This window comes from Winogradskya consettensis, from assembly GCF_018332715.1.
Lineage (GTDB): Bacteria > Actinomycetota > Actinomycetes > Mycobacteriales > Micromonosporaceae > Actinoplanes > Actinoplanes consettensis.
The window spans coordinates 59929-84048 of sequence record NZ_BOQP01000036.1 but is presented as its reverse complement, the minus strand read 5'-3'; the positions used below and the strand labels follow the sequence as shown (position 1 = coordinate 84048).

General features: G+C 69.1%; 24 protein-coding genes. 14 read left to right on the top strand and 10 right to left on the bottom strand.

Annotation, left to right across the window (positions count from 1 at the left end; translation table 11 throughout):
- Positions 1–166 precede the first annotated feature (166 nt).
- The gene (locus Aco04nite_RS31660; protein ID WP_213000904.1) at positions 167–1333 is read left to right on the top strand and encodes a monooxygenase; all 1167 of its coding nucleotides are present in this window, start codon (positions 167–169) and stop codon (positions 1331–1333) included.
- On the opposite strand, the gene Aco04nite_RS31655 is transcribed toward Aco04nite_RS31660, so the two are convergent.
- Positions 1311–2015, bottom strand: coding sequence for a response regulator (locus Aco04nite_RS31655; RefSeq protein ID WP_244876431.1), 705 nt, complete (start codon positions 2013–2015; stop codon positions 1311–1313). The two genes, Aco04nite_RS31660 and Aco04nite_RS31655, sit on opposite strands and share 23 nt — an antisense overlap.
- A 293-nt stretch (positions 2016–2308) precedes the next feature.
- Here Aco04nite_RS31655 and Aco04nite_RS31650 point away from each other — a divergent pair, with 293 nt between their 5' ends.
- The gene (locus Aco04nite_RS31650; protein ID WP_213000902.1) at positions 2309–3721 is read left to right on the top strand and encodes an FAD-dependent monooxygenase; all 1413 of its coding nucleotides are present in this window, start codon (positions 2309–2311) and stop codon (positions 3719–3721) included.
- On the opposite strand, the gene Aco04nite_RS31645 is transcribed toward Aco04nite_RS31650, so the two are convergent.
- Positions 3688–4356: a TetR/AcrR family transcriptional regulator gene (locus Aco04nite_RS31645; RefSeq protein ID WP_213000901.1), complete on the bottom strand. Its 669-nt coding sequence runs from the start codon at positions 4354–4356 to the stop codon at positions 3688–3690. The genes Aco04nite_RS31650 and Aco04nite_RS31645 overlap by 34 nt on opposite strands.
- 104 nt (positions 4357–4460) lie before the next feature.
- On the opposite strand from Aco04nite_RS31645, the gene Aco04nite_RS31640 reads away from it, so the two are divergent.
- Positions 4461–5285 carry an SDR family NAD(P)-dependent oxidoreductase gene (locus Aco04nite_RS31640; protein WP_213000900.1) on the top strand — a complete coding sequence of 275 codons (825 nt, stop codon included), beginning with the start codon at positions 4461–4463 and terminating at the stop codon, positions 5283–5285.
- Positions 5286–5729: 444 nt separating this feature from the next.
- Positions 5730–7592, top strand: coding sequence for a pectate lyase-like domain-containing protein (locus tag Aco04nite_RS31635; RefSeq protein WP_213000899.1), 1863 nt, complete (start codon positions 5730–5732; stop codon positions 7590–7592).
- 43 nt (positions 7593–7635) lie between these two features.
- Here the strand turns inward: Aco04nite_RS31635 and Aco04nite_RS31630 are convergent, their stop codons facing one another.
- Positions 7636–8274: an HNH endonuclease family protein gene (locus Aco04nite_RS31630; protein WP_438874958.1), complete on the bottom strand. Its 639-nt coding sequence runs from the start codon at positions 8272–8274 to the stop codon at positions 7636–7638.
- Positions 8275–8398: 124 nt separating this feature from the next.
- Here Aco04nite_RS31630 and Aco04nite_RS31625 point away from each other — a divergent pair, with 124 nt between their 5' ends.
- Entirely contained in the window at positions 8399–8920 is a 522-nt protein-coding gene (locus Aco04nite_RS31625; protein WP_213000898.1) for a DinB family protein, read from the top strand.
- Positions 8921–8968: 48 nt separating this feature from the next.
- Here Aco04nite_RS31625 and Aco04nite_RS31620 read toward each other — a convergent pair whose 3' ends face one another.
- Positions 8969–9256 carry a hypothetical protein gene (locus Aco04nite_RS31620; RefSeq protein ID WP_244876430.1) on the bottom strand — a complete coding sequence of 96 codons (288 nt, stop codon included), beginning with the start codon at positions 9254–9256 and terminating at the stop codon, positions 8969–8971.
- 156 nt (positions 9257–9412) lie between these two features.
- Here Aco04nite_RS31620 and Aco04nite_RS31615 point away from each other — a divergent pair, with 156 nt between their 5' ends.
- On the top strand, positions 9413–9787 hold the full coding sequence (locus Aco04nite_RS31615; protein ID WP_213000897.1) for a YciI family protein: 375 nt from the start codon (positions 9413–9415) through the stop codon (positions 9785–9787).
- Between the two features lie 41 nt (positions 9788–9828).
- Here the strand turns inward: Aco04nite_RS31615 and Aco04nite_RS31610 are convergent, their stop codons facing one another.
- Positions 9829–10293, bottom strand: a complete 465-nt coding sequence (locus Aco04nite_RS31610; protein WP_213000896.1) for an Ltp family lipoprotein — start codon at positions 10291–10293, stop codon at positions 9829–9831.
- 171 nt (positions 10294–10464) lie between these two features.
- On the opposite strand from Aco04nite_RS31610, the gene Aco04nite_RS31605 reads away from it, so the two are divergent.
- Together Aco04nite_RS31605 and Aco04nite_RS31600 are read left to right on the top strand one after the other, a co-directional pair.
- Complete coding sequence (locus Aco04nite_RS31605; RefSeq protein ID WP_213000895.1) at positions 10465–10923, top strand: helix-turn-helix domain-containing protein; 459 nt, start codon at positions 10465–10467, stop codon at positions 10921–10923.
- 354 nt (positions 10924–11277) lie between these two features.
- Positions 11278–12495: a CHAP domain-containing protein gene (locus Aco04nite_RS31600; protein WP_213000894.1), complete on the top strand. Its 1218-nt coding sequence runs from the start codon at positions 11278–11280 to the stop codon at positions 12493–12495.
- Between the two features lie 45 nt (positions 12496–12540).
- Here Aco04nite_RS31600 and Aco04nite_RS31595 read toward each other — a convergent pair whose 3' ends face one another.
- The gene (locus tag Aco04nite_RS31595) at positions 12541–13719 is read right to left on the bottom strand and encodes a DUF6891 domain-containing protein (protein WP_213000893.1); all 1179 of its coding nucleotides are present in this window, start codon (positions 13717–13719) and stop codon (positions 12541–12543) included.
- A gap of 113 nt (positions 13720–13832) precedes the next feature.
- Between Aco04nite_RS31595 and Aco04nite_RS31590 the strand changes: the two genes are divergently transcribed.
- Complete coding sequence (locus tag Aco04nite_RS31590) at positions 13833–14528, top strand: DUF998 domain-containing protein (RefSeq protein WP_213000892.1); 696 nt, start codon at positions 13833–13835, stop codon at positions 14526–14528.
- 45 nt (positions 14529–14573) lie between these two features.
- Here Aco04nite_RS31590 and Aco04nite_RS31585 read toward each other — a convergent pair whose 3' ends face one another.
- Genes Aco04nite_RS31585 through Aco04nite_RS31575 form a run of 3 tightly spaced genes read right to left on the bottom strand, consistent with a single transcriptional unit; the run spans position 14574 to position 16021 of the window.
- Positions 14574–15014, bottom strand: a complete 441-nt coding sequence (locus tag Aco04nite_RS31585; protein WP_213000891.1) for a GNAT family N-acetyltransferase — start codon at positions 15012–15014, stop codon at positions 14574–14576.
- Positions 15007–15642: a hypothetical protein gene (locus Aco04nite_RS31580; protein ID WP_213000890.1), complete on the bottom strand. Its 636-nt coding sequence runs from the start codon at positions 15640–15642 to the stop codon at positions 15007–15009. The genes Aco04nite_RS31585 and Aco04nite_RS31580 overlap by 8 nt, the downstream gene beginning before the upstream one ends.
- A 10-nt stretch (positions 15643–15652) precedes the next feature.
- The gene (locus tag Aco04nite_RS31575; protein ID WP_213000889.1) at positions 15653–16021 is read right to left on the bottom strand and encodes a DUF2255 family protein; all 369 of its coding nucleotides are present in this window, start codon (positions 16019–16021) and stop codon (positions 15653–15655) included.
- Positions 16022–16116: 95 nt separating this feature from the next.
- Between Aco04nite_RS31575 and Aco04nite_RS31570 the strand changes: the two genes are divergently transcribed.
- The 5 genes from Aco04nite_RS31570 to Aco04nite_RS31550 all read left to right on the top strand — a co-directional run bounded on the left by Aco04nite_RS31570 (position 16117) and on the right by Aco04nite_RS31550 (position 23715).
- The gene (locus Aco04nite_RS31570; protein WP_213000888.1) at positions 16117–16953 is read left to right on the top strand and encodes a LysR family transcriptional regulator; all 837 of its coding nucleotides are present in this window, start codon (positions 16117–16119) and stop codon (positions 16951–16953) included.
- Between the two features lie 260 nt (positions 16954–17213).
- Entirely contained in the window at positions 17214–17468 is a 255-nt protein-coding gene (locus Aco04nite_RS31565; protein WP_213000887.1) for a DUF6582 domain-containing protein, read from the top strand.
- Positions 17469–17524: 56 nt separating this feature from the next.
- On the top strand, positions 17525–20338 hold the full coding sequence (locus tag Aco04nite_RS31560) for an AfsR/SARP family transcriptional regulator (protein ID WP_213000886.1): 2814 nt from the start codon (positions 17525–17527) through the stop codon (positions 20336–20338).
- 12 nt (positions 20339–20350) lie between these two features.
- A complete protein-coding gene (locus tag Aco04nite_RS31555; protein ID WP_213000885.1) occupies positions 20351–23089 on the top strand; it encodes an AfsR/SARP family transcriptional regulator in 2739 nt (912 codons plus the stop codon).
- Positions 23086–23715 (top strand): DNA-3-methyladenine glycosylase family protein, encoded by a 630-nt coding sequence (locus Aco04nite_RS31550; RefSeq protein ID WP_213000884.1) that lies wholly within the window; start codon positions 23086–23088, stop codon positions 23713–23715. The genes Aco04nite_RS31555 and Aco04nite_RS31550 overlap by 4 nt, the downstream gene beginning before the upstream one ends.
- 167 nt (positions 23716–23882) lie before the next feature.
- Here Aco04nite_RS31550 and Aco04nite_RS31545 read toward each other — a convergent pair whose 3' ends face one another.
- The gene (locus tag Aco04nite_RS31545) at positions 23883–24110 is read right to left on the bottom strand and encodes a hypothetical protein (protein WP_213000883.1); all 228 of its coding nucleotides are present in this window, start codon (positions 24108–24110) and stop codon (positions 23883–23885) included.
- Positions 24111–24120 lie beyond the last annotated feature (10 nt).

The following is a 24120-nucleotide window of genomic DNA, read 5'->3' as shown; positions in this document are numbered from 1 at the left end:
CCGAGCGAATCTGAGACGACCGTTAATTCGGTGACCAGTAGTACCGCGGTACCACCTGCCTCCCGGCGAAGACGACCGCGGTACGACGAAACCCGACGGAATCTGTCCTAGCGTCCGAGCTATGAGGAAACCGGACAGTCCACGATGGAATTTCACGGTGGGAGCCATGACGCTGGTGACAGCGCTCGCTGCCGTCGCCGCCTGCGGGTCGGACGCCGACAACAGTGCGGCGCCCTCAGCTGCCGGGCCGCACGGCATGCACGCGGGCGCTTCGTCGGCTCTACCGCAGGCGTTGCGCGCCGGCGAGCGGCTCCTGGACCTGAAGATGGCCGAGGCCTACACGCCTGCGGCGCCGGAGGACGGCGGCACGGACGAGTACCGGTGCCAGGTGATCGATCCGGGCCTGACCAGGACGGCGTTCGTGACCGGATCCCAATTCGCACCGGAGAACGTCGCCATCGCACACCACGCCATCGTGTACGCGGTGGCGCCTGACCGCGCTGCCCTGGTGCGCGAGCAGGACGCGAAGACGCCCGGGCTCGGCTGGCAGTGTTTCGGCGGGACCGGCGTGCCCGGCGCCGACGTGGATGGCGACGATCAGGGCGCGACGTGGGTGGACACCTGGGCGCCGGGCGCCACGGAGACGCTGCTCGACCAGGACATCGGCTTCAAGCTGGGGCCGGGCAGCCTGATCATCCTCCAGATCCACTACAACCTTCTCGCGACCGACGGCAGACCGGCAGGGTCGGACCGCTCGGCGGTGCGGCTGCGGCTGACGGACGGCACGCCGCAGACCCGGGAACTCATCACGTTGCCGCTCGACGCGCCGACCGACCTGCCCTGCGCACCCGACGAGTCGGGTCCGCTCTGTGACCGGGCGGCCTCGATCGCGGACGTGACGAAGCGGTTCGGACCGGATGTCGGCGAGTCGGCGGACCGCCAGGTGCAGGAATGCAACCCGGGCGGCGTGCCGAAGCCCGGTAACACCCAGACCTGCGACCAGAAGGTGCGGGCGCCGATGACGCTGTTCGCAGGGTTCGGCCACATGCACCTGCTCGGGCGCGCCATCAAGGTCGAACTCAACCCGGGCACGCCGAACGCCAAGGTCGTGCTGGACGTGCCGCGGTTCGACTTCGACAACCAGCGGCTGATCACATTGCCGTCGCCGGTGGAGATCGGTCCGGGAGACACACTGCGGGTGACGTGTACGCACGACGCGAGGCTGCGCAGGCAACTACCGCAGTTGAAGAAGCTGCCGCCACGCTATGTGGTGTGGGGCGACGGCACCAGCGACGAGATGTGCACGGGCATCATGATGGTCTCCCCCCGCTGACGGGCGAGACGAATTGCTGGACCGGCCGGGTGAGTCTCATGTTGTAGGCGAGGATGACCGCCTGGATCCGGTCCCGTGCGCCGATCTTGGCGAGGACCCGCCCGACGTGGGTCTTCACCGTCGACTCCGACAGCGTGAACCGTTGCGCGATCTCGCCGTTGGTGAGCCCCTGGCCGATGGCGACGAGGACCTCGCGCTCGCGGTGGGTCAGGAAGCTCAGCCGGGGATCGCTCCGCACGGGTCCGCAGAGGTCACCATCGAGCTGGTCGGCGAACGCGTCGAGCAGCCGCCGAGTCAGCGCCGGCGCGATCACCGCGTCTCCAGCGGCGACGGCCCGGATGCCGGCGAGCAGCTCGTCCGGGCCGATGTCCTTGAGCAGGAAACCACTCGCCCCGGCCCGCAGCGCGGCGAACGCGTACCGTTCCACGTCGAACGTCGTCAGCACCAGGATCCGCGAGCGCCCACCGCCTGCGACGATGCGCCGGGTCGCCTCGATCCCGTCGACGCCCGGCATCCGGATGTCCATTAGCACCACGTCGGGGCGCAGCTCGGTGATCTGCCGAACGGCCTCGGTGCCGGTGCCGGCCTCACCGACGATCTCGGTGTCGGGGGTGCACTCCAGCAGCGCACGGAACCCGAGGCGCTGCAGCGGCTGTGCGTCCACCACGAGCACAGAAATCACGAATGGCTGCCTTTCAGGGTCGAGACCCGGGTCGCCCGGCGATGCCCAGTTCATACCGAGCGAACCTGAAACGACCGTTAGAAACGGCGCCCGGTGCCGACGGGGGATTCGCTGAGCCCGGGTCCGCTCCGACCAGCTGGTTTTCGGTATAGTTCGCAGTTGACCGCGGCAACGCCCAAGGAGGTGAAACCCATGAACGATCTGTTGATGTGGGTGCTCCCCCTTGCCGTGCCGGTCGGGCGATTGACGTAGGTGTCGCCGGGAGCGCCAGACTCTCCCGAAAGGCATTCCCTGTGTTCGACGTGATTATCGCCGGGTGTGGTCCGACCGGCGCGATGCTGGCCGCCGAGCTGCGGCTGCACGATGTTCGGGTGCTCGTGCTGGAGAAGGACACCGAGCCCGCCTCCTCCGTACGCATAGTCGGGCTGCACATTCGCAGTATCGAGCTGATGGCGATGCGCGGGCTGCTGGAGCGTGTTCTGGAGCACGGAAGAAAGCGCCCGGCCGGGGCCTACTTCGCGGCCATCGACAAACCGGCACCAAAAAGCCTGGATTCCGCGTACGCCTACCTGCTCGGCATTCCGCAGCCTGTCATCGTTCGCCTCCTCGAAGAGCACGCGGGTACGCAGATCCGGCGTGGTGCCGAGGTCGCCGACTTCGAGCAGGACGACGACGGTGTGACCGTCGAACTGGGTGACGGCGAACAGTTGCGTACCCGCTATCTCGTCGGTTGTGACGGTGCGCGAAGCACAGTGCGCAAACTGCTCGGGGTCGGTTTCCCCGGCGAACCGTCGCGCAACGAGACGCTGATGGGTGAGATGCAGGTGACCGCGCCGCAGCAGGAGATCGCCGCGAAGGTGGGCGAGCTGAGCCGTACCGTGCGGCCGTTCTGGCTCAGGCCCGCAGGCGCCGGTGCCTATAGCGTCGTGGTCCCCGCCGGACGAGTCGACGATCGCACGAAACCGCCGACGCTCGACGATTTTCAACAGCGGTTACGCGCCGTCGCCGGCACCGATTTCGGTGTGCATTCCCCGCGCTGGCTGTCCCGTTTCGGGGACGCCACCCGGCTGGCCGACCGTTACCGGGTAGGGCGGGTGTTGCTGGCCGGCGACGCGGCGCACATCCATCCACCCATCGGCGGGCAGGGCCTCAACCTCGGCATTCAGGACGCGATCAACCTCGGCTGGAAACTGGCCGCGCAGATCCGCGGCTGGGCACCGGAGACGCTGCTCGACACCTATGAGGCGGAACGGCATCCGGTCGCCGCGGACGTGCTGGACAACACCCGCGCCCAGACGGAACTACTGGCCCCCGGACCGGGTCCGCAGGCCGTGCGCAGGCTGCTCACCGAGCTGATGGACTTCGACGACGTCAACCGCCGCCTGATGGAGAAGATCACCGGGATCGGCATCCGCTACGACCTCGGCGCAGGCCCTGACCTGCTCGGCCGCCGCCTGCCCGACATCGACCTGGAGCACGGGCGCCTCTACGGTCTGCTGCATCGCGGTCGCGGCCTGCTGCTGGACCGCACCGGCCGCCTGGCCACCGGCGGCTGGGCGGACCGCGTCGATCACCTCGCGGATCCCGGTGCGGCATTGGACGTCCCGGCTGTCCTGCTACGCCCCGACGGTCACGTGGCCTGGATCGGCGACGACCAGCGGGACCTCGACGGTCACCTCACCCGCTGGTTCGGTGCCGCGGGCTGAACGCCCTGCATCAGCATGGTCAGGCCGCGTTCGTAGTATTCAGCCTCGTCGGGCACGCCGAGGAAGAAGTCGGCGGCCTCGGTGAGATTCGGATAGGCCTGCGGTGACAGCGACTTCAGCCGGGCGCGTTTGGCGTCGAGCATGGTCGCGCGCCGGGCGGGGTCGGGGACGGCGAGCTCGCCCGGCTGGTTGATCACCAGACCGATCAGCGCATCGAGCAGGAAGATGCTCAGCTGGGCCGCGGCGACCGGCGTATGGCCCTCGGCGCGTAGCAGGCCGATGACCAGCTCGGACAGGTCGATGCCGGCGTCGGTGCGCATCATGCGCAGCGGGGTGATCTCGGCGAGGGCGGGGTGGGCGCGCAGGACGCCCAGGAACGTGGTCATGACCGGGCGCAGGCCGGTCGCCCCGCCCGCGCTCAGGTCCACCTCGCCGAGCATCCGCTCGACCAGCGCGTCGAGCAGGGCGTCCTTGTCCTTGAAGTGCCAGTAGAGCGCCATCGGGGTCACGTTGAACCCGGTGGCGACCCGGCGCAGCGTGACGGCGTCGAGCCCGTCGGTGTCGGCGATCGCCAGGGCAACGGTCAGCAGCTCGTCGCGGTCGAGGCGTTCGGAGGCCGGGGGTCGTGGTGTCACGGCCGTAACTATATCTCATAAAGGAGAACGGTTGACGGCGTGGCAGACGGCGTTCTACATTCGCTATACGACGTAAATTTACGTCATATAGTTTAGGAGCAGTCATGACGCAGACCGTCCTCATCACCGGTAGCTCGTCGGGCTTCGGTCGCCGCACGGTGGCCAAGTTCCTCGCCGAGGGGTGGAACGTCGTCGCGACACTGCGCGACCCGGCCGCATGGAACGGCGAGCCCTCAGAGGGGCTCCTGGTGCAGGCCCTCGACGTACGCGACGAGTCCTCGGTCGCCGCAGCCGTCACCGCGGCGACCGACCGATTCGGCCGCCTCGACGTCGTGGTCAACAACGCAGGCGCGGGCCTGTTCTCGGTCTTCGAGGCGACCCCGCACGCTGTCATCGAGGAGCTGTTCGACACCAACGTCTTCGGCCCGATGCGCGTCATCCGGGCGGCGCTGCCGGTCTTCGCGCGGCAGGGCGGCGGCCGCATCGTCAACGTGACCTCCAGCAGCGCGGCCACGCCGACGCCGCTGCAGGCCGCCTATGGGGGCAGCAAGGCCGCCCTGCACGCGTTCTCCGAGGCGCTCGAATACGAGCTCGCCGACCAGGGTGTCCTGGTCAAGGTCGTCGAGCCGGGATTCGTGCCGACCACCGGGTTCTTCGCGCAGACGGCCAAGCGGTTCGAGAGCATCCCGGCGCCGGAGGCCTACCTGCCGTACGTCCAGAAGCAGCTGGCCCGCTTCCAGGTCGAGCCGCCCCCCGGCTATTTCGCGACCGAGGACGACGTGGCCACCGCCGTGCACGCGGCCGCCACCGACGAGACCGGCCTCTCGCGGTTCCGCGTCGGCGGCGACACCCTCGACAGCGCCCGCGCCCACCGGCAGCCCGACGCCGACTACGACACCTGGCGCCGCACCACCTTCGCCGCGAGCTGACGGCCGGCCCGGTTCGAGTTGTCTATGCCAGGGCCGGCTGATGGGTGGTCAACCCTTGGAGGTGGTCGCGGACCCGGGTCGCCTCCCACGGTGGTACGCGTGCTGCGATGTAGCCGTCGGGCCGGACCAGAACCACCGTGTCCGGGCCGGCCCAGCTACGCCGAGCATGCCGCGATCCGTTCCGGCAACGCCGTCGGAGCCCGCACCGCGGCCCTCACGCACAGCGCGCACGATCGCGACACGAGGGTCAACCAATTGATCGTACGTATGGCGGAAGATCTGACATCTCCCGATTCCACCGCGGCCGGGTGGCGGTAACACCAGGGCCGTTCGGGCAGGGCTTGTTCCGGAACCGTGGCGGGCTGTTGACTTCTACCGCCGTCTATCGCTTTCTGTGATCCAGTGCATTGCAGCACTGTTACGTTCACGGAAGGACCACCCCGCATGACGACACGCCCTTCCGGGCGCCGGCGCGCTGGCCGGATTCTCGCTGTAGGACTCGCGCTGGTCATCACCGGCTCGCTGACCGCCATTCCCGCGTCCGCTGCCCCCGTCGCGGTTGCGGTTGCGCCCAATTTGGGATCGAACGTCACCGTTTTTGACCCCAGCATGCCGGTGGAGCAAATCCAGGCCACCCTCGACGCCACGTACGCCAAGCAGGTCGACAACGAAATGGGTAGCGCGCGGTTCGCGTACCTGTTCAAGCCTGGAACCTATGGCACCACCGAGAAGCCGCTGCAGATCAAGGTTGGCTACTACACCGAGATCTCCGGGCTCGGCGCGTCCCCGGCCGACGTCGTCATCAACGGCAAGGTCGAGGTCTACAACCGGTGCCTCGCCGACAACGGCACCGGTAACTGCCTCGCGCTGGTCAACTTCTGGCGCACCCTGTCCAACCTGACCATCAACATCAACGGGGCCGGCCAGGACGGCTGCCGTGCCGGGGCGAACTTCTGGGCCGTGTCGCAGGCGGTCTCGCTGCGCCGGCTCAACGTCTCCGGTGGCAACTTCTCCCTGATGGACTACTGCACCGCGGGCCCGCAGTACGCCAGCGGCGGCTTCATCGCGAACTCGAAGTTCCCGACGGTCATCAACGGCTCGCAGCAGCAGTGGCTCACCCGCAACAGCGAGGTGGCGAGCTGGTCCAACGGCGTATGGAACCAGGTCTTCTCCGGTGTCGTGGGCGCGCCCGACGACTCGGCGTTCCCGGACCCGCCGTACACCACGGTCGCGCAGACCCCGGTCAGCCGGGAGAAGCCGTACCTGTTCGTCGACGCCAAGGGCAAGTACAACGTCCAGGTGCCCGCCGCGCAGCGCAACACCAGCGGCACGTCGTGGAGCGGTGGCCGGACGATCCCGCTCAGCGACTTCTTCGTCGCCAAGCCGTCCGACCCGGTGTGGCTGATCAACGCGAACCTCGCGCTGGGCAAGAACCTCCTGCTCAGCCCCGGCATGTACGACATCGCGTCCAGCATCAACGTGTGGCACCCCAACCAGGTGGTCCTCGGCATCGGCCACGCGACGCTGACCGCCGTCAACGGTGCGACGCCGCTGGTCGTGGCGGACGTACCCGGCGTGGTCGTCGCGGGTGTCACGGTCGACGCCGGCCTCAAGGAGTCGAAGACGCTGCTGCGCGTGGGCGTCAAGAACGGCTTCGGGATCAGCTCGCCGAGCAACCCGACCACGCTGTCCGACGTGTACTTCCGCGTCGGCGGCCCGCACGTCGGCAAGACCGACACCGCGCTGGAGGTCAACAGCGACAACGTGCTCATCGACCACACCTGGGTGTGGCGCGCGGACCACGGCCTCGAAGGCTTCACCGAGGGCGTGAACGGTGACACCCAGCGCTGGCGCACCAACACCGGCCGCTACGGCGCCGTGATCAACGGCGACAACGTGACCGCGACGGGCCTGTTCGTCGAGCACTTCCAGAAGTACAACACCGTCTGGAACGGCGACAAGGGCACGACGATCCTCTACCAGAACGAGCTGCCGTACGACCCGCCCACGCAGGCGGACTGGATGAACGGCAAGGTCGAGGGGTACGCGGGTTACAAGGTCGGCGACAAGGTCCGCAACCACCAGCTCTACGGTGCGGGCGTCTACGTCTTCAACCAGAACAACCCGTCGATCCACACGGAGAACGGCTTCGAGGTCCCCAACCGTCCCGGTGTGAAACTGCACCACATCATGACGGTGAACCTCAGCGCCGGCACGATCGACCACGTCGTCAACGGCGTGGGCGCGGCTGCTGACCCGCCCAGCAGCGGCGTCCCGGTCTACGTGACGGACTATCCCGCTTCATGATGCATTGATCGGCCGGGGCATCTCGCCCCGGCCGATCTTTCTGTCAGCAGGTCGCGAGCATCGAGGTCAGCGCGGTCTTCTCGGCGCTCGTGATCGTCAGCGCCCAGACATACTTGACCTTGACCCAGGCCCGCGAGTACGTGCAGTAGTAGCTGGTCAGCGGCGGCTTCCAGGCATCGGGCGACTTGTCGCTCTTCGACTGGTTGACGTTGTCCGTGACGGCCCACAGCTGCGGATCGGTCAGATCGTTGGCGAAACTCTCCCGCTTCGCCGTCGTCCAGCCCCAGGCGCCGGAGATCCAGGCGTTCTTGAGCGGCACCATGTGATCGATGTCCACGTCGGAGGCGGCGGTCCAGGTCGCCCCGTCGTACGGGCTGTACCAGCTGCCCGACGTCGACGCGCAGGCCGAGTCGACCACGACGCCCGTACCGTCACGCTTGAGAACGGTCTCCCGGGTGTTGCACGTCCCCGAGATCGTGTCCCAGGTCGGGAAGAGATCCCGGTCGTACGTGGTGGTGTGCGTCGACGCGGCAACGGTGAGGGAGGCGAGATAGGTCCGTGCGGTCGCGGCCGTCGGGATTCCCGGAGCGGTCGCTCCTGCAGGCGCGGAGAACGCGATCTGCAGAACGGCGGTGAACGTGGCGGCGGCAAGCGCGGCAGCGGTGAGGCGTCGTCTCTTCACACGACGAATATCCCGAACCCTTTACCCGCCGGTACACATGCCAAAGCCCCCATCATTTCAATGTAATGACACACATCGATATAAAGGGTCGGCGGGCTGCCGGTGGGCCGGGGAAGATGCTCGGATGAACATGTGGGTGCGGCCCGAAGGGGACCCCCGGTCCGTTGCCAGTCCCGTCGGGGAATTGGCAACCATCCGGTTGTACCTCACCAACTACCGCCTGACGCTGGGCATGAAGTGCGAGGACCTCTCGCCTGAACAGCTGGCGTCCCGATCGGTCCCGCCGTCGACGATGAGCCTGCTGGGCCTGGTCCGTCACCTGGCGGGCGTGGAACACAACTGGTTCCACCGCATCCTGCAGGGCAACCCGGACACGCCGCGGCTCTACTCGTCCGACCTCGATTTCGACGGCGCGGTAGCCGATCCCGCCGTCGTCGAGGAGGCGTTCACTGTCTGGCGGGAGCAGATCGCCGCCGCCGATCACTGGCTGGACTCGCCGATCGACCTCGATGAACTCGTGAACATGGCCAACGGTGAGCAGGGCAGCGTGCGCGACATCCTGATCCACATGGTCGAGGAGTACGCACGGCACTGCGGCCATGCCGACCTGCTGCGCGAGTGCATCGACGGGCGCGCGGGCCAGTAGGACCTGATCGTCCTCCCGGAGCGGGTCAGCTCCGGGAGGAACTCTGGATCAGAACGGGGGCGCGTCCTCGCCCATCAGCGCCAGGATGGTGCCGCCCTTGCCGGTTTTGAGACTCTGGACGACGACCTTGCCGGTGCTCCCGTTGGGGAGCTCCAGCGTGAAGGTCTTCCCGACCGCGTTCTTGGGGCCATTGCCGGCGCTGTTGGCCGGCCGGAAGTCACCCGCCCACGGCGGGACCCCGCCCTTGCGGGCAGGCTCGGCGAACAGGGCGGCGGTGCCGGGAGTCCTGGTGCCGTCCGAGGAGAGGAGCACTGAGGCGCTGCGAAAGGTAGCCATATACGGCAAGGTTATCGCGTACCGCGCCCGTATGCGTCATGAGCTGCGGAGGGAACCCGCGAAAATTTCTTCCGGACAACGTCGGATCCGGCCCGGCCCGTTCGTGGAAGAGGCGGAAGGTGGCCGCCGAGGCCGCCGTGACAAGGGAGTCAGGCGATGACCCAGTACTTGATCTCGTTCAACGAAGGCGCCATGGATCACATCCCTGACGGCGACTGGGGCGACGTCGGCAAGGCCGCCCACGAGGTGACCGAGGAAGCCGTACGCGCCGGCGTCTGGGTGTACGGCGGCGGCCTCGAACGCCAGCAGGCGAGCATCGTCGGCACGGACGGCACGGTCACCGACGGCCCCTACCCGGAGACCAAGGAGGTCGTCGGCGGCTTCGCGGTCGTCGAGGTCGCCACCCGCGACGAGGCCCTCGCCTGGGCCGCCAAGATCGCCGCCGCCTGCCGCTGCGCCCAGCACGTCCGCGAACTCATGCCCGACCCCGAACACGACGCCTTCCTCCGCCGCCTCGCCGAGGAGAAGTAACCCCCGGCGACCGCTGATCGAGAAGGCCGGCAACGCAAGGCTTAGAGGCCGGCCTTTTTCACGCCGTATTTCGCCTGTGCCGTGGTGAAGCCTTCGTACTCCAGCTGAGCGATCAGCCCCGAGCGGGAGAACGCTTGGTACTTCAAGTATTCCTTGGCCTTCTTGGCGGCCTGCTTGTTCCAGTTGGCGTGCTGCTTGTCCACGCCGTAGGTAGCCAGCCTGGTGCTGAAGCCCTCATATTTCAGCTGGCCGATGAGGCCTGAGCGGGAGAACGCTGAGTACTTCAGGTATGAGGCCGCCATGCGACGGGCGTTCTGCTGCGCGACCGACTCCTTGGCGGCGGCGTAAGAGGCCGTGGCGTAGGAGGCAGTGGTGTAGGAAGCCGTGGTGTAGGAGGCCGCGGTGACGGTGGAATTGGCGACGGGCTGGGCTTGTGCCGGCGCTGCCGTGCCGATGAGCCCCAGAGCGATGAATGCCGTGGAAACGGAGACGAGGATCTTCTTCATACAAGCCCCTTAAGGTCCGCAGCCGGGGTGCTGCGGCACGCCCTTATCGGAGGGCCCCGCGCTGACTTGAGGTTTCCTTGAGGATCTGGTTGTCGGATCCGGCCGGCGTCGTTCGTGGTTACCGTGAACGGCCGCCACGAGGGCGCTGTCATAAAACCGGAGGAGCCACCGATGCCTCACCCATTGGCCAAGGTCCACCGCATGTTCGAGCTGGTCGAGCCGATCGGGACCGTCACCTTCTCCGAGGTGCCGAACGAGGCGTTCCTCGCGCGCGGCATGCGTAACTACTGGGACGGCCACAACGCCGTTCTCGTGGCGCACAACATCGGCGGCACCGAAGCCCATGTGCTGCTCGCTCTCACCCTCGGCGAGAAGGCGGAGACGTTCGGGCGTACCCATCACCTGCCCAAGGCGCAGCTGGCCGCCGTCATCGACGGCCTGCGCGACCGCGGCATCCTGGACACCACCGGCGAGTTCACCGCCGCCGGTCGCCAGACCAGGCAGCGCATCGAAACCCTCACCGACGAGCTGGCAGCGCCCGCCTACGAGGTCCTTGGCGCGGACGAACTCGACGAACTGATCGCCGGCCTCGAACCGGTCGCCGCGGCGGTGTCGGCCGGGGAAAGCTGAAAGAATGCGGCCAGGACGTACCCGAAAGGGTGTCATGTGGCCTGGACCCCCTCCTGCGTGAAAAGCGATTTACATTCGGTTGTGGCCCTTTACCTGCGCTACTTACCCCCATTCATCGTCGGGAGTCTCTGTCGGCGAAACGGCTGATCGGAACCGGCACTCAAGTTCGATGTCGCGGCGAATGCGGGACGGCGAGCATGTGGACGCGAGCCTGCCGGCGTCGCTTCCTCCGGATCAGTTGGGAATCTCTTGCTTCGCAGAACACGAGCGTGGTGCGTCGCGGCCCTGTCCGTCGCTGCTGCCGTTCTTCTCACTACTTCACCCGCCCATGCCGCGACCCGGACCTTCGCCGGTATGGACGTCACCGCGGATGGCCAGGGCTATCTGCTTCTGTCGACGAAGGGCGAGTTCTACGCGTACGGCACCGCGCATCCGTGGCCGAACCCGGCCGGCTTCTCCGGTCAGTTCACCGGTCTTGCGATGACCCCCAGCGGGCAGGGCGCGATCGCCATGACCTCGGCCGGGCAGTTCTATGCGTACGGCACCGCGCGCCCGCAACCGAATCCGGTCGGGTTCAGCGGCCGGATGGTCAGCGTGGCGATCACCGCCGACGGACAGGGCGTGCTGGCCATGTCCTCGGCCGGCCAGTTCTACGCGTACGGCACGGCCCGCCCGCAGCCGAACCCGGTCGGGTTCAGCGGGACCATGGTCAGCGTCTCACTGACCTCGGACGGGCAGGGCGCCGTCGCGATGTCGTCCACCGGCCAGTTCTACGCGTACGGCACGGCCCGCCCCCAGCTGAACCCGGCCGGGTTCAGCGGCACGATGACCGGAGCGACGCTGACCGGAGACGGGCAGGGCCTGATCGCGGTGTCGTCGGCGGGCCAGTTCTACGCGTACGGCTCAGCACCGGCGCGTACCAACCCGACCGGTTTTTCCGGTGGCATGGCAGCCCTGGCGATCACCCCGGACGCGCGAGGCCTGGCAGCCATGTCGGGCTCCGGTCAGATGTACACGTACGGCAGCCTCGTCTATCGCGGCAACGGTGACCCGGGCACCACCTCGCCGACCGACCTGCGCTCGCGGATCGTCGCGAACGCCAACGCGGAACTGAAGAACAGCGGCCGCAACAACGTGGCGAAACCCAGTCAGTGCAACTTCTACTCCGGCACCGGCCGGACCGGCAGCCAGTGCCCCGGGCCGGGTGGAGTCCAGTGGCGCAGCGAGGCCTGGTGCGCCGATTTCGGCCGATGGGTCTGGGGTCAGTCGGGGGCGAACACAACCGGTCTCGGCGAGGGTGCGATCACCTTCAAGACTTACGGGGACAAGCAGCACACCTGGGTGGCGGGCAACCTGCTGACCGGGGTGCAGCCCGGCGACGCGATCGTGTACGACGTGAACAAGGCGGGCGATTGGGCGAGCCACGTCGGCCTCGTGGTGGCGGTCGGCAACACCACCGTCACCACCATCGACGGCAACTTCAGCGGCGGCAAGATCGTCCAAAGTACGGTCACCCGCGGCGCGAAGTTCGCCGGCAAGACCATTTCAGGGTACGCACGCCCGGTCGCCTGAGAACCGTTCGGCCCGGCGCACACCATCCGCGCGCCGGGCCGGTCATCACCAGGGCTCGGTGGTCACGCCGTCCAGTTCGCGGAGCGCGATGCGGTGCTCTGTGGCCAGGATCGTGAGCATGCGCTCGACCTCGTCGAGGCCGGCGTACTTGCCGATCGAGGCGGACTCGGCCTCGATCGGCGACTCCAGCCACAGCTTGCCGTTCTCCCAGCGCATCTGCACGATGCCGCTCTCGTGCACGGCACACAACCACGAGCCCGTCCGGGTGGGCAGCTGCCGCACGACGTCGAGAATCTCGGGCAGGCTCATCGGCCGCCCAGCGCTCTGCCGCGGGCCGTTCGGCATGCCCTGATAGGTGACCTCGATCAGCCCCTGCTCGTCGGGAACGTCATCGTCACCGTCCGCCCCGAGCAGCCGCAAGCCGTCAAAACGGCCCACTGTCCGGCCGTCGTCGCTGATCAGGCGGTGTCCCTCCCGCCGGATCGTCACCGTCCGCTCGCCGTCGTCGACCCGCACGCTCGTGTCCTCGGGCAGCCAGGGCAGTTCGAGCGCGGCGAGCGCGTCCGCTGACATCGGCGGGAAGACCAACTGCCGATCAGGAACAAACTGCATCTTCACGGTACGGCCGGAGCTCGCACCCACCGCAAACGCTGCCATCCGCCCGTGCCGACGCTTCGCCCACCGCAGCCGAACGTGAATGCGCTGGCCGGCGTCGCCCGTCCAGTCAACCTCCAGCCCTTCACCGCGCAGGGCAGCCACGATCTCCCCACCGACCTCCGCGTCACCGACCTCTTCGCCGAACGCCCCGTACGCCAGCCACAAACTCCCGCCCTGAGCAGCCCGTTCAGCATCCTGCCCGTGATAGAAGACGTACCCGCGCGCCCGCTGCCCTTTGCCGACCTCGTCACCGATCTCGCTGTGCCCGCACGACCCGCAGCACGCGAAATCCTCCCGGGCCACGATCCCCGCCACATCAAGAGCCCGGAACGCATCGGTGAGCCGGTCGCTGTCGGTCCGCGCAGCCCACCCCGCCTGAGCCTCGAGGTGCGCGGCAAACTCACGCGGCACAATCTCCCAGGCCAGCGCGTACAGCTCAGCAGCCTCGCCCTGACCATGCAGATACTCCACCGTGCCGGACACGATCATCCCGCACGTCATGAGCCCACGGGCCACCTCACCGCGCGCATACTCGGTCGCGGACCGCCGCAGTTCATCGGGTTGCATCGCGGCAAGATACCAACGTCACCAGCGACAGATTTCGGGGTATGGCTACCTCTACCGGAGATCGGGGGGCAGGCATAGTTACAAGGGCGCCCGATTCCGCTCTGATAGATGCCATGTCCTCCTCCGTTTCGGCAAAATGGGGAGCCCTTTTCTGGGTTGCCGCCGCCCCTGTTTTCCTGGCCGCGAATATCGTGGTCGGACTGGTCTGGGAACGCCCCGGGTTCAACTGGACGACCAACAACATCAGCGACCTCGGAAATGTCACCTGCGGAATCTGGGACACCACCCGGCCCAGGTACGTCTGCTCGCCCTGGCACAACGCCATGAACGGTGCCATGGTCCTGACGGCCCTTCTCCTGCTCGCCGGGTTCGTGTTGACCTGGCGTGCCTGTGGTGAAGGGCGTGCCATCCATACGGGACAGTCGATGATGCTGCTCTGGGCTGTCGGGCTCGGGCTCGCCGGGCTCTTCCCCGCGGATGCCCATGAGAATCTCCACTTCCTGGCCGCATTGCTGATCTTCGGCCTGGGAAATGTGGGACTGCTGATTGCGGGCTTCGCCCGGCGTGACACCTGTCTCGGTCGTTCGCGGTTCGTCACTCTGGGCCTCGGCCTGCTCGGCGTGGCAGGCACAACGCTGTTCTTCGCCCAGAAAGGGCCGGTCATCGGCGTTGGCGGAATGGAACGCGTCGCCGCGTTCGCACTTCCCCTCTGGGCCTTCTATATCGGCGTCGACCTGCTCCGCGGGCCACGGTCAGCGCGCCACTACCCGCGTGCCCTGGGACAGTCGGGATCGGCGTCCGGTGCGTGAAGGCGCAGGTCGCCGACCTGTCCGTACTCCGGTTTCTGGAGCTTCTCAGAGATTCTCGCTAGGCCCGGGTTCCCAGAGCAGGAGCTGGCGGTGGTGGGTGAAGCCGTTGCGCACGTAGAAGTCGACCGCTCGGCGCCCGGAGTGGACGGTCACGTGTAACAGGCCGCGGGTGCGGGCCTCGGCGAGGATCGCGGTCATCAGCGCGGACCCGGCACCCCGGCTGCGGAATTCGGAGCGGACCATCACCGACTGGATGTCGCCGTACAGGCGGGAAAATGACTCACCGCCCGGGACGCGTTCCGCGACGTGCAGCCACGCGGAGCCGATCACCTGGCCGCCGACCTCGGCGACGAACGGCAAGTGCGTGGATGCGTGGGCGGTCATCCAATCGGTGAATGCCGCGACTTTGTCCGCGGGGATGTCACGCAGCGAAGCCAGCGCCACGACATCCGCAACCCCGCCGAGGCGTACCACCACATCATTCATTGACCCAGTCTCCGCCGTGCGCCTCACGAAAGGCATCCAACGCTTCCTGGGTACGGGCGGCGATGGCGACCCAGCTCGGATAATGCCGCAGGATGACGTCCTCGCCGACGTACCACTGCGCGGCGTAATCGCCCGGGTAGTTCGGGAACGGCACGGGAGTCAGTTCCGGGAACGACTCGGTGTCCTCCTCGTCGCGGCCGTCGCTGAGGGGGCCGGCCTCGACGGTGTCCCACAGCACCATGTCGACGCAGGCCAGCGAGAACCTCTGCATGAAAGGTGTCCAGGACTCCTCGGCCTTGTCCTCGAGCGACTCGTGCATGAAGACCGGCGGGTCCGGCTCGGCGTTGTCCGCGAGCGACACCCCGTACAGCGCCACCCCCTGGTCCGCGGCCCGGAAGACCAGGATCTTGGCGTCCGCGTCGTATTCGAGCTGCTCGGGGGAGTAGAGGCCATATGCGTACGCCTCCCGGACCGCCGCCGGCAGCGTCACCCCCAGCCGGGTTTCCGCCGTGTCGAGGTCGGCGGTGCCGGCAGCCAGCGGCAGGTTCCACGCGGCGGCGAAGCCGGAGATGAAGCGCCAGGCGTCAGCCCGCGTCCCCAGGGAATTGAGGCCAGTAACGAGATCCACGACGCGGACCCTACAACGCGACCCGGCTCAGTCGCAGGGTCGTCGCAGCGGCCGCGTCCGTCACCATCGACTCCGCGCCCGCGGGACCGTATTTGCTGGTGTAGGCCGCATCGACCTCCGCGCGCATCGAGACGCCGACATCCGAGACAGCGACGTCGGCCTGCAGGCCCGGGACGCGGATCGCAGCCCGAGACGTTCTGAGCACCTGCCCGAACCACCCGGTGTCCCGCCGATACCAGCTACGGACATACACCTGGGGCCCGACGACAACGACCCAGATCGGCACCCACCGCCGCAAGCTCCCATCCGTACGCCGGACAGCGATCTCCAGCTCGCCCGCCGCACCGATGAGCCCCACCTCATCCGCAGTCCAAGTCATGTCACCGATCGTGGTCGCGTGCCCACCGGGAACCAACACCGGCCGGATCGAGTATCGATACCCTGATGGTATCGATCGGGACGTAGGCTGGTCGGATGGAGACGCGGGAGTTGCGGTACTTCGTGGCGGTCGCCGAGGAGTTGCACTTCGGGCGGGCCGCCGAGCGGCTGGGCATCGCGCAGCCGCCGTTGTCACGCACGATCAGCCAGCTCGAACAGCGCCTCGGAGTCGCGCTGTTCAACCGCACCAGTCGCAAGGTCACCCTCACCGCCGCCGGGTCGGGGCTGCTGGCCGAGGGCCGCGCGATCCTCGGGGCGCTGACCGCCGCCGAGCGGCGCGCCCGGCACGCCACGATGGACCAGCCCACGCTGGTGCTCTCGCTCAAGACCGGCACTTCCGGTGAGTTGCTGGCAAAACTGCTCGACGCGTACGCCGCGGAGCCCGACGCCGTCGCCATCGAACTGCTCTTCTGCGAATCCCAGCCCGACCGCCCCCTGCACGACGGCCGCGCCGACGTGGCGCTGCTGCATCAGCCGTTCGACACGACGGACGGCTTCGACATCGAGGTCCTGAGCACCGAGGGCCAGATCGCGATCCTGCCCTCCTCACATCCCCTCGCCACCCGCCCGCACGTCCTGATGGCCGAGGTCAAATCCCTGCCGCAGCTCCCACCGGCCCGCTGGCCCGGCCCCGACGGCACCTACCCCGAAGGCCCCGGCGCGGAGATCCACAACCAGATGCAACTCCTCCAACTGATCGAGCTCGGCCGCACCAGCGTCGTCCTCCCCGAATCCTGCCGCACCAACCTCCGCGAGGGCCTGACCGGCGTACCCGTCAAAGACGCCCCCACCGTCACCACAGTGATCGCCTGGCCACCCCACAGCCGCTCCCGCGCCCTCGCTGACCTGGTCCGAGTGGCCACCCGGCTCTGAACAGTCAGCGGTCGCTCGGCACCAGGTGCGGGAAGACATGGCGAACGGCCCCCGCCAGCCAGCCGAGACTGCTGCGGCGGCCGGGCGCCGCGTCGACGCCGGGCAGGTCGCGGATCTGCGCAATGGTCAGCGCCTGTTCGACGGACCAGCGGTCGATCGCCCGCAGCGTCCCCGGCTCCGCGCGTCAGATCGTCGATCCGGCATGCCGCACTTCCGCGTGGCAGGTGCATAGAAGCGCAGGTGAGGGGTACCGCAGAAGCATGGCTGAGAAGACACATGAGCTGGATGCGGCGGACCGCAATTCGATGTCCGAGGGCACGTTCGCGTTTCCGCGGGTGCGCAAGGAGCCGCTCAACGATGCCAAGCACGTCCGGAATGCGATCGCCCGGTTCGACCAGGTGAAGGACGTGAGTGACGAGGAGCGGGACGAGGCATTCGAGCGGATCAAGAAGGCTGCTGCGAAGTTCGGGGTGGAGGTGAGTGAGAGTAAGTGGCAGGAGCTGGGGAAGCCGTGACGTAGGCGGACCTTGCAGATTTGCGGGGTTGCTTCCACCATTGGCCCGGGTGCGGCATGGGTCTTGGGGAGGTGGACGGGGTGCGGTTTGCGCTGCTCGGTCCGCTTCGGGTGTGGCGGGACGGCGAGGAGTTGGGGCTCGGGCCGCGGCAGCAGCGGTTGATGCTGGCGCTGCTGCTGGCGCGGGCGGGGCGGCCGGTGCGCGCTGATGAGCTGGTGGAGCTGGTGTGGGGGGACAAGCCGCCGGCCAGTGCGGCCAATGTGGTGCATCGGTACATCGGGATGCTGCGGCGGTTGTTCGAGCCGGCGCTGGCGCCTCGGTCGCAGGGCGGCCGGATCTCCGGTGACCTGGGCGGATATGTGTTGCGGGCCGATCCGGGGGAGCTGGATCTGCTGGATTTCCGGCGGCTGGCCGAGGCGGGCAGGGACGCCGCCGACCGGGGGGATCCGCAGGCCGCGACGTCGCTGTTCATGGAGGCGTTCGCGTTGTGGGGCGGGGACTGCGCGGCGGACCTGCGCGCGACCCATCCGGCGTTCGCCGCGGTGGAGAACGAGATCTGCGGCGTGGCCCGGGAGGCCGCCGCCGCGGCGCTGGCCGGGGGTGGCGCCGCGACGATCCTGTCCACCGTGGAGAAGGTCGCTCAGCGGCATCCGTTCGACGAGGCGTTGCAGGCGCGGCTGCTGGTGCTGCTGGCCGCCGACGGGCAGCGGGACGCCGCCCGGATGTTGTACGTCGAGCTGACCCAGCGGCTCGCCGACGAGCTCGGTATGGCTCCCGGTGCGGAGGTGCAGGCCGCTTATCGGCAGGTGGCCGGGGGTCAGGCGGCGCCGATGCCCGCGTCGAAGCATCCGATCCCGCTCGTGGTGCCGGCGCAGTTGCCGCCCGATCTGCCGTTCTTCATCGGACGGGAGAGTGAGCTGGCGCGCGTACGCGAGGTGCTGGAGCAACCCCGCAGCGGGCTGAACGTGCTGGTCATCGATGGTATGCCGGGGGTGGGCAAGACCACGCTGGCCCTGCACGTCTCGCACGAGGTGGCGCCGCGGTTCCCGGACGGGCAGCTCTACGCCGACCTGCACGGGTTCGACCCGGGTGCCGAGGTCGCCGACCCCGTTGACGTGCTGCAATGGTTCCTGACCGCGCTGGGGGTGCCGCAGGGGACGATCCCGGAGTCCGTGGAGGGGCGGTCGGCGCTGTTCCGCAGCGTGCTGGCCGGGCGGCGGGTGCTGGTGGTGCTCGACAACGTGCGGCACGCCGATCAGGTGCGTCCGTTGCTGCCCGGTTCCGCCGACTGCCTGGTCGTGGTCACCGGGCGCGGGCGGCTGACCGGGCTGGCCACCGCGCAGGGTGCCACCGTGCTCAGCCTGGACCTGCCGTCTCTCCAGGAGGCGCGCGACGCGGTTGCCGAGCGGGTCGGGCAGGACCGGGTCGCGCCGGAGCCCGAGGTGCTCGACGCCATCATCGAGCGGTGCGGGCGGTTACCGCTGGCGCTGGCGATCGTGTCGTCGCGGGCTGCTGCACTCCCCGCGTACCCGTTGTCGGTGATCGCTGAAGATCTTCTGGCGGTGGGGGAGAACCTCGACGTATTCCATGACTACGACTTCGAGCATGACGTGCGCGCGGTGTTCTCCTGGTCCTACCGGCTGCTCGGGCCGGCGGCGGCGCGGCTGTTCCGGCTGCTGCCGCTGCATCCCGGCCCGGACATGACGATCCGGTCCGTCGCGGCGCTGGCCGGGGTGCCGCAGGCGACGGCCCGGGACCTCGTCGGTGAACTGACCCGGACCAGGCTGCTGGACCGTTACAAGCCGGGCCGCTACCGGCTGCACGACCTGGTCAGAACATACGCGGCAGAGCTCGGCGACGAGGTCGACCCCCGCCCGGAGCGGCAGGCGGCCCTCGCGCGGGTCCGTGACCACTACCGGCGGAGCGCGCACGCCGCCCACAGCCTGCTCCGGCCGTACAGCCTGCCGGTCAGCCTCCCGGAACCCCTGCCCGGCGTGCAGCCGGTGGAGTTCGCGGACGACGCCGAGGCGACCGCGTGGTTCGCCGCCGAACGGCTGGTGCTACGCGCGGTGCTGGAGCAGTGCGCCGCCGCGGGTGAGCACGAGGTCGCGTGGCAGCTCGCCCTGACGATGGCGTTGTTCCTGGGCAGGCACGGCTACTGGCACGACTGGCTGGCGGTCCTGACGATCGGGCACGGGTCGGCGCTGGTCGCCGGTGACCCCGAGGGCGTGGCCCGTACGGCGCAGAGCCTCGCAGGCGCCAACCAGCGGCTCGGCGACAATGTGCGGGCGCTGGGGCTGCTCGAAACCGCGTACGAATATCAGTCGGCTCAGGGTGACGCCACGGTGACCGCGAACGTGCTGATGAACATGGGGGTCGCGCGGTTTGCCCTGGGTGACACCGCGGGAGCGATCCGCGACCACACCGCCGCCCTGGACCGGCTGAAGGGTCTGGAGCATCCGAAACTGGAAGGGGCGGTGCTCTGGCACCTGGCGCGCGGGCATCTGCGTGACGGTGGTCTCGCCGGGGCTGTGCGGCTGGCGGGCCGGTCGCTGGCGACGTTCGCGGCGATCGACGATCCCAGCGGGCAGGCGAGCGCGCTCAATCTGCTTGCCGAGGCCAGGTCGGCGGGGGGAGACCAGGCCGGGGCACTGCACGATCAGGAACGCAGCATCGGGTACGCGACCAGGGCCGGCGACCGTGCCAACCTGATCGAGGCGTACACGAATCTCGGGGACATCCACCTGGCCATGGGTAACCTTGCAGCCGCGCGACGTGCGTGGACGCAGGCGGTCGCCCAGGTCGAGGATGGCAGCCTGCTCCCGGTGATCCGGGCCGAGACGCGTTTGCGCGAATATGTCGATGAATGAGCCGGGGCTTCGATGCTGCACTTCCAGTTGCTCGGCCCGCTGCGCGTGGCGCGGCAGGGCACGGAGCTCTCCCTCGGCCCTCGCCAGCAGCGCCTCATCCTCGCGCTGCTGCTGGCCCGCGCCGGTCAGGTGGTCCTGGCCGGCGAGCTGACCGCGCTGCTCTGGGGTGACGACCCACCGGCCAGCGCCGCCAACGTCGTGCACCGCTATGTCGGGGCGCTGCGCCGGCTGTTCGAGCCGGAGCTGCCCACCCGCGCCGGCGGCCGGTGGATCACCAGCGAGCCCGGTGGTTACCGCCTGCACCCGGGGGACGCGACCGTGGACCTGCTCGCCTTCCGGGAGCTCAGCAAACCGGGCGCCGGCCTCGATGCCCTGCTCGCCGCCCTGGCGCTCTGGCACGGACGCTGCGCGGCCGGCCTGGAAGCGACCCATCCGGTCTTCGTGGCGGTCGACCGGGAGCACGCGGTGGTCGCCGCCGAAGCAGCCCGGCTCGCCCTCGAAGACCATCGGCCCGCCGACGTGCTGCCCGCCCTGCACCAGGCCGCCACCTGGGAGCCCCTGAACGAGACGCTGCACGCGCGCCTGATGCTGGTGCTCGCCGCCGACGGCAGACAGGCCGAGGCGATCGGTCTCTACCAGCAGCTGCGGCAGCGCCTCGACGTGGAGCTGGGCGTTCACCCCGGCGCCGACCTGGAGAACGCCTACCGCGAGGTGCTGCGGGCCGTCGAGCGGCCACCGGCGGTGTCCGCGCTGGTCCGCCCCGCGCAACTGCCATCCGACCTGCCCGGCTTCGGTGGCCGCGACGCGCTGCTGCGCGAGCTCACCGAACTCGTCCGCACCGGGCACCGGACCGTGGCGATCGACGGGATGCCGGGTGTCGGGAAGACCAGCCTCGCCGTGCACCTCGCGCACGGGTCGGCGGCGGCGTTCCCGGACGGCGTACTCTTCGCCGACCTGCACGGATTTGATCCCGCCGTGGCACCCAGCGGGGCGGCCGAGGTGCTGCAGGGATTCCTGGAGGCGCTGGGCGTGCCGCTGTCGCGGATCCCGGCCGGCACCGACGCCCGCGCCGGGCAGTTCCGCAGCGTACTGGCCGACCGCCGGGTCCTGATCGTGCTCGACAACGCGCACGACGTCACCCAGGTCCGCCCGCTGCTGCCCGGCGAGGGCGCCAGCACGGTCGTCGTGACCAGCCGCCGCCGCCTCACCGGCCTCGCCACCGGCGCCGGCGCCCGGCTGTTCACCCTCGACGTGCCCGACGCGCAGGAAGCCCGCGCCCTGCTGGCCGCCCGTCTCGGCGATCACCGCGCCGCCGCCGAACCCGCGGCGTTGGAAGAGGTCGCGGAACGCTGCGGCCGGCTTCCGCTCGCCCTGGCCATCGTCGCCGCCCGCGCCGGCATGGCCCCGCACTGGCCACTGTCGGCGATCGCCGCGGAGCTGCGCGACACCCGCGCGATCCTCGACGCGTTCAGCGACGACGACCTCACCGAGGACCTGCGCGCGGTTTTCTCCTGGTCACACCGCATGCTCAGCCCCGCGGCGGCACGCCTGTTCCGGCTGCTGGCCCTGCATCCGGGGCCCGAGCTGAGCGTGGCGGCTGCGGCTTCGCTCGCCGCAGAGTCAACGGCGCTGACGCGTACGCTGCTCAGCGAACTCGCCCGCATCGGGCTGGCCGCCCGCGTGCCCGAGGACCGCTACAAGATGCACGACCTGGTCCGCGCGTACGCCTTGGAGCTGCTGGACGATGCCCTCGAACGCGAAGCCGCGGTCGCCAGGATCCTCAGCCACTACACCTGGACAGCGGCAGCCGTCGACGCGGTGCTGCTCCGCCGCCCGCCGTCCTACCTGCCCGAACCCGCCCCGCCCGGTGTCGCCGTCACAGCATTCGCCGAGACCCGCGACGCCCTCGCCTGGTGCGTCACCCACCGCGACGTCCTGCGCGCGGTCACCCACCAGGCCGCCGACCGCAAGGACGCCCGGGCCGCGTGCGTGCTCGCCGTCTGCCTGTCGGCGTTCTACCAGCGGCAGGGCTGGTGGAACGACTGGGCCGACGTGTCCCGCACCGCCCTCGCTGCGGCCACCGTCACCGGCGACGTCGAAGCGAGCGCCTTCGCCGAACGCAGCCTCGCCGGCGCCTACAACTTTCTCGGCGATCACGACTCCGCTCTGCGCCATCTCGTGTCGGCGGACGGCCACTTCGCGAAGCTCGGTCGCGCCGACGAGCGGGCCCGCGTACTGATCAACATCGGATCGGTGCGGCGGCACCTGGGCGCGTACGAACAATCCCTGGTTGCGCATCTCGAGGCCTTGACCTTGATCCGTGATCTCGGCCGCACCGACCTGGAACCGGCCGCCATGGGTCAGACCGCGCTCGCCCACGTCGAGCTGGGCCACTACGCGGACGCCCTGGCCCTGCTCCGCGCCGCCGAGACGATGTTCCGCGACCGCGGCGACGTCAACGGCCAGGGCATCATCGACTGGAACCTCGGCTGGACCTACCGCCGCAGCGGAGACCCACTGACCGCGATCGACCACTACGCACACGCGGTGACCAAGCTCCGCCAGGCGGGCAGCCGCGCCAACCTCGCCCTGTGCCTGATCGAGTACGGCGACGCGCTGGACGCCGCCGGGCGTACGGAATCAGCGATCGAGGTGTGGCTCGAAGCCCTCCCCGACCTCACCGACCTGGAGTCACCCGCAGTGCTGAAAGCCCGCATCCGCCTCGGCGAGCTGGGTATCCCCCGCGCATGACCCCCGCCGACCTGCACCGTGGCGTTGCCGAGCTCACCACCCGCGAACCGCTCTTCGCCGCCGTCGTCGACCGGCACGGCTTCCCGCCGATGTGGGACCGCCCACCCGGCCTGCCTTCGCTGCTGCACATCATGCTCGAACAGCAGGTGTCGCTCGCCTCGGCGCGGGCGACGTTCGACCGGGTCAAGCAGCTCGCGGACCCGCTCACCGCCGCGAACCTGCTGCGCCTCGACGACCTGCAGCTGCGCGGCGCGGGCTTCAGCCGCCAGAAGACCCGCTACGCCCGGGCCATGGCCACCGCCGTCCTCGACGGATCCCTTGATCTTGACGCGTTGCCCACGCTGGACGACCACGCGGTGGAGGCTGCGCTGCGCACACTTCCGGGCATCGGACCCTGGACGTCAGCGATCTACCTGCTCTCCGCCCTCGGCCGCCCGGACGCGTGGCCCAACGGCGACCTCGCCGTAGCAGTCGGCATCGCCGAGTTGTGGCAGCTCCCCGCCGTCCCCACCCCGGCTGAGATCCTCCTGCGCGCCGAAGCGTGGCGGCCGTGGCGCGCGGTCGCCGCCCGCCTGCTCTGGCAGCAATACCTGGCAACCCGGGCCCCGCGCTCCGGCCCGGTTTGAGGCGTCCCGATCCTGGGCGCCTCAGGGAGCGGGGCGAAATCCTCGATAGTTGTCGCGTCGGCGCCGGTTGACCTCGTCCAGCACGAAATCGCCTTCGACCGGTGCTACTGATACTCGCTTCAACGTCTTGTCAGCGGCGTTTCAGCGCGAGGGTGCGCCTCGCTCGATCAGTCATTCCAAGTGAACAGCTCGGGGTTCTTCGCCACCTCGGCCTGGAGGATCGCAAGGTCGCGTTGCAACGTGATGAGACCACAACCGGTGCACGCCAGCGCGCGAACCCCGGTCACGTCACGGGATCCCCACCCCGCCGGGGCAGGTGTGCGCGGCTTACGATGTCGCATGTGGTGCATGCGCGCCGCGACGGTCTCGGACACGGTTATGCCGAGCATCTCCACCTAGCGCCAC

Bases quoted from the DNA above. Each gene is read 5' to 3' on its own strand.
- Aco04nite_RS31660 (WP_213000904.1), top strand. From the start codon at position 167: ATGACGCTGGTGACAGCGCTCGCTGCCGTCGCCGCCTGCGGGTCGGAC.
- Aco04nite_RS31640 (WP_213000900.1), top strand. From the start codon at position 4,461: ATGACGCAGACCGTCCTCATCACCGGTAGCTCGTCGGGCTTCGGTCGC.
- Aco04nite_RS31635 (WP_213000899.1), top strand. From the start codon at position 5,730: ATGACGACACGCCCTTCCGGGCGCCGGCGCGCTGGCCGGATTCTCGCT.
- Aco04nite_RS31625 (WP_213000898.1), top strand. From the start codon at position 8,399: ATGAACATGTGGGTGCGGCCCGAAGGGGACCCCCGGTCCGTTGCCAGT.
- Aco04nite_RS31620 (WP_244876430.1), bottom strand. From the start codon at position 9,256: ATGGCTACCTTTCGCAGCGCCTCAGTGCTCCTCTCCTCGGACGGCACC.
- Aco04nite_RS31615 (WP_213000897.1), top strand. From the start codon at position 9,413: ATGACCCAGTACTTGATCTCGTTCAACGAAGGCGCCATGGATCACATC.
- Aco04nite_RS31610 (WP_213000896.1), bottom strand. From the start codon at position 10,293: ATGAAGAAGATCCTCGTCTCCGTTTCCACGGCATTCATCGCTCTGGGG.
- Aco04nite_RS31605 (WP_213000895.1), top strand. From the start codon at position 10,465: ATGCCTCACCCATTGGCCAAGGTCCACCGCATGTTCGAGCTGGTCGAG.
- Aco04nite_RS31600 (WP_213000894.1), top strand. From the start codon at position 11,278: ATGGACGTCACCGCGGATGGCCAGGGCTATCTGCTTCTGTCGACGAAG.
- Aco04nite_RS31595 (WP_213000893.1), bottom strand. From the start codon at position 13,719: ATGCAACCCGATGAACTGCGGCGGTCCGCGACCGAGTATGCGCGCGGT.
- Aco04nite_RS31590 (WP_213000892.1), top strand. From the start codon at position 13,833: ATGTCCTCCTCCGTTTCGGCAAAATGGGGAGCCCTTTTCTGGGTTGCC.
- Aco04nite_RS31585 (WP_213000891.1), bottom strand. From the start codon at position 15,014: ATGAATGATGTGGTGGTACGCCTCGGCGGGGTTGCGGATGTCGTGGCG.
- Aco04nite_RS31575 (WP_213000889.1), bottom strand. From the start codon at position 16,021: ATGACTTGGACTGCGGATGAGGTGGGGCTCATCGGTGCGGCGGGCGAG.
- Aco04nite_RS31570 (WP_213000888.1), top strand. From the start codon at position 16,117: ATGGAGACGCGGGAGTTGCGGTACTTCGTGGCGGTCGCCGAGGAGTTG.
- Aco04nite_RS31565 (WP_213000887.1), top strand. From the start codon at position 17,214: ATGGCTGAGAAGACACATGAGCTGGATGCGGCGGACCGCAATTCGATG.
- Aco04nite_RS31560 (WP_213000886.1), top strand. From the start codon at position 17,525: ATGGGTCTTGGGGAGGTGGACGGGGTGCGGTTTGCGCTGCTCGGTCCG.
- Aco04nite_RS31555 (WP_213000885.1), top strand. From the start codon at position 20,351: ATGCTGCACTTCCAGTTGCTCGGCCCGCTGCGCGTGGCGCGGCAGGGC.
- Aco04nite_RS31550 (WP_213000884.1), top strand. From the start codon at position 23,086: ATGACCCCCGCCGACCTGCACCGTGGCGTTGCCGAGCTCACCACCCGC.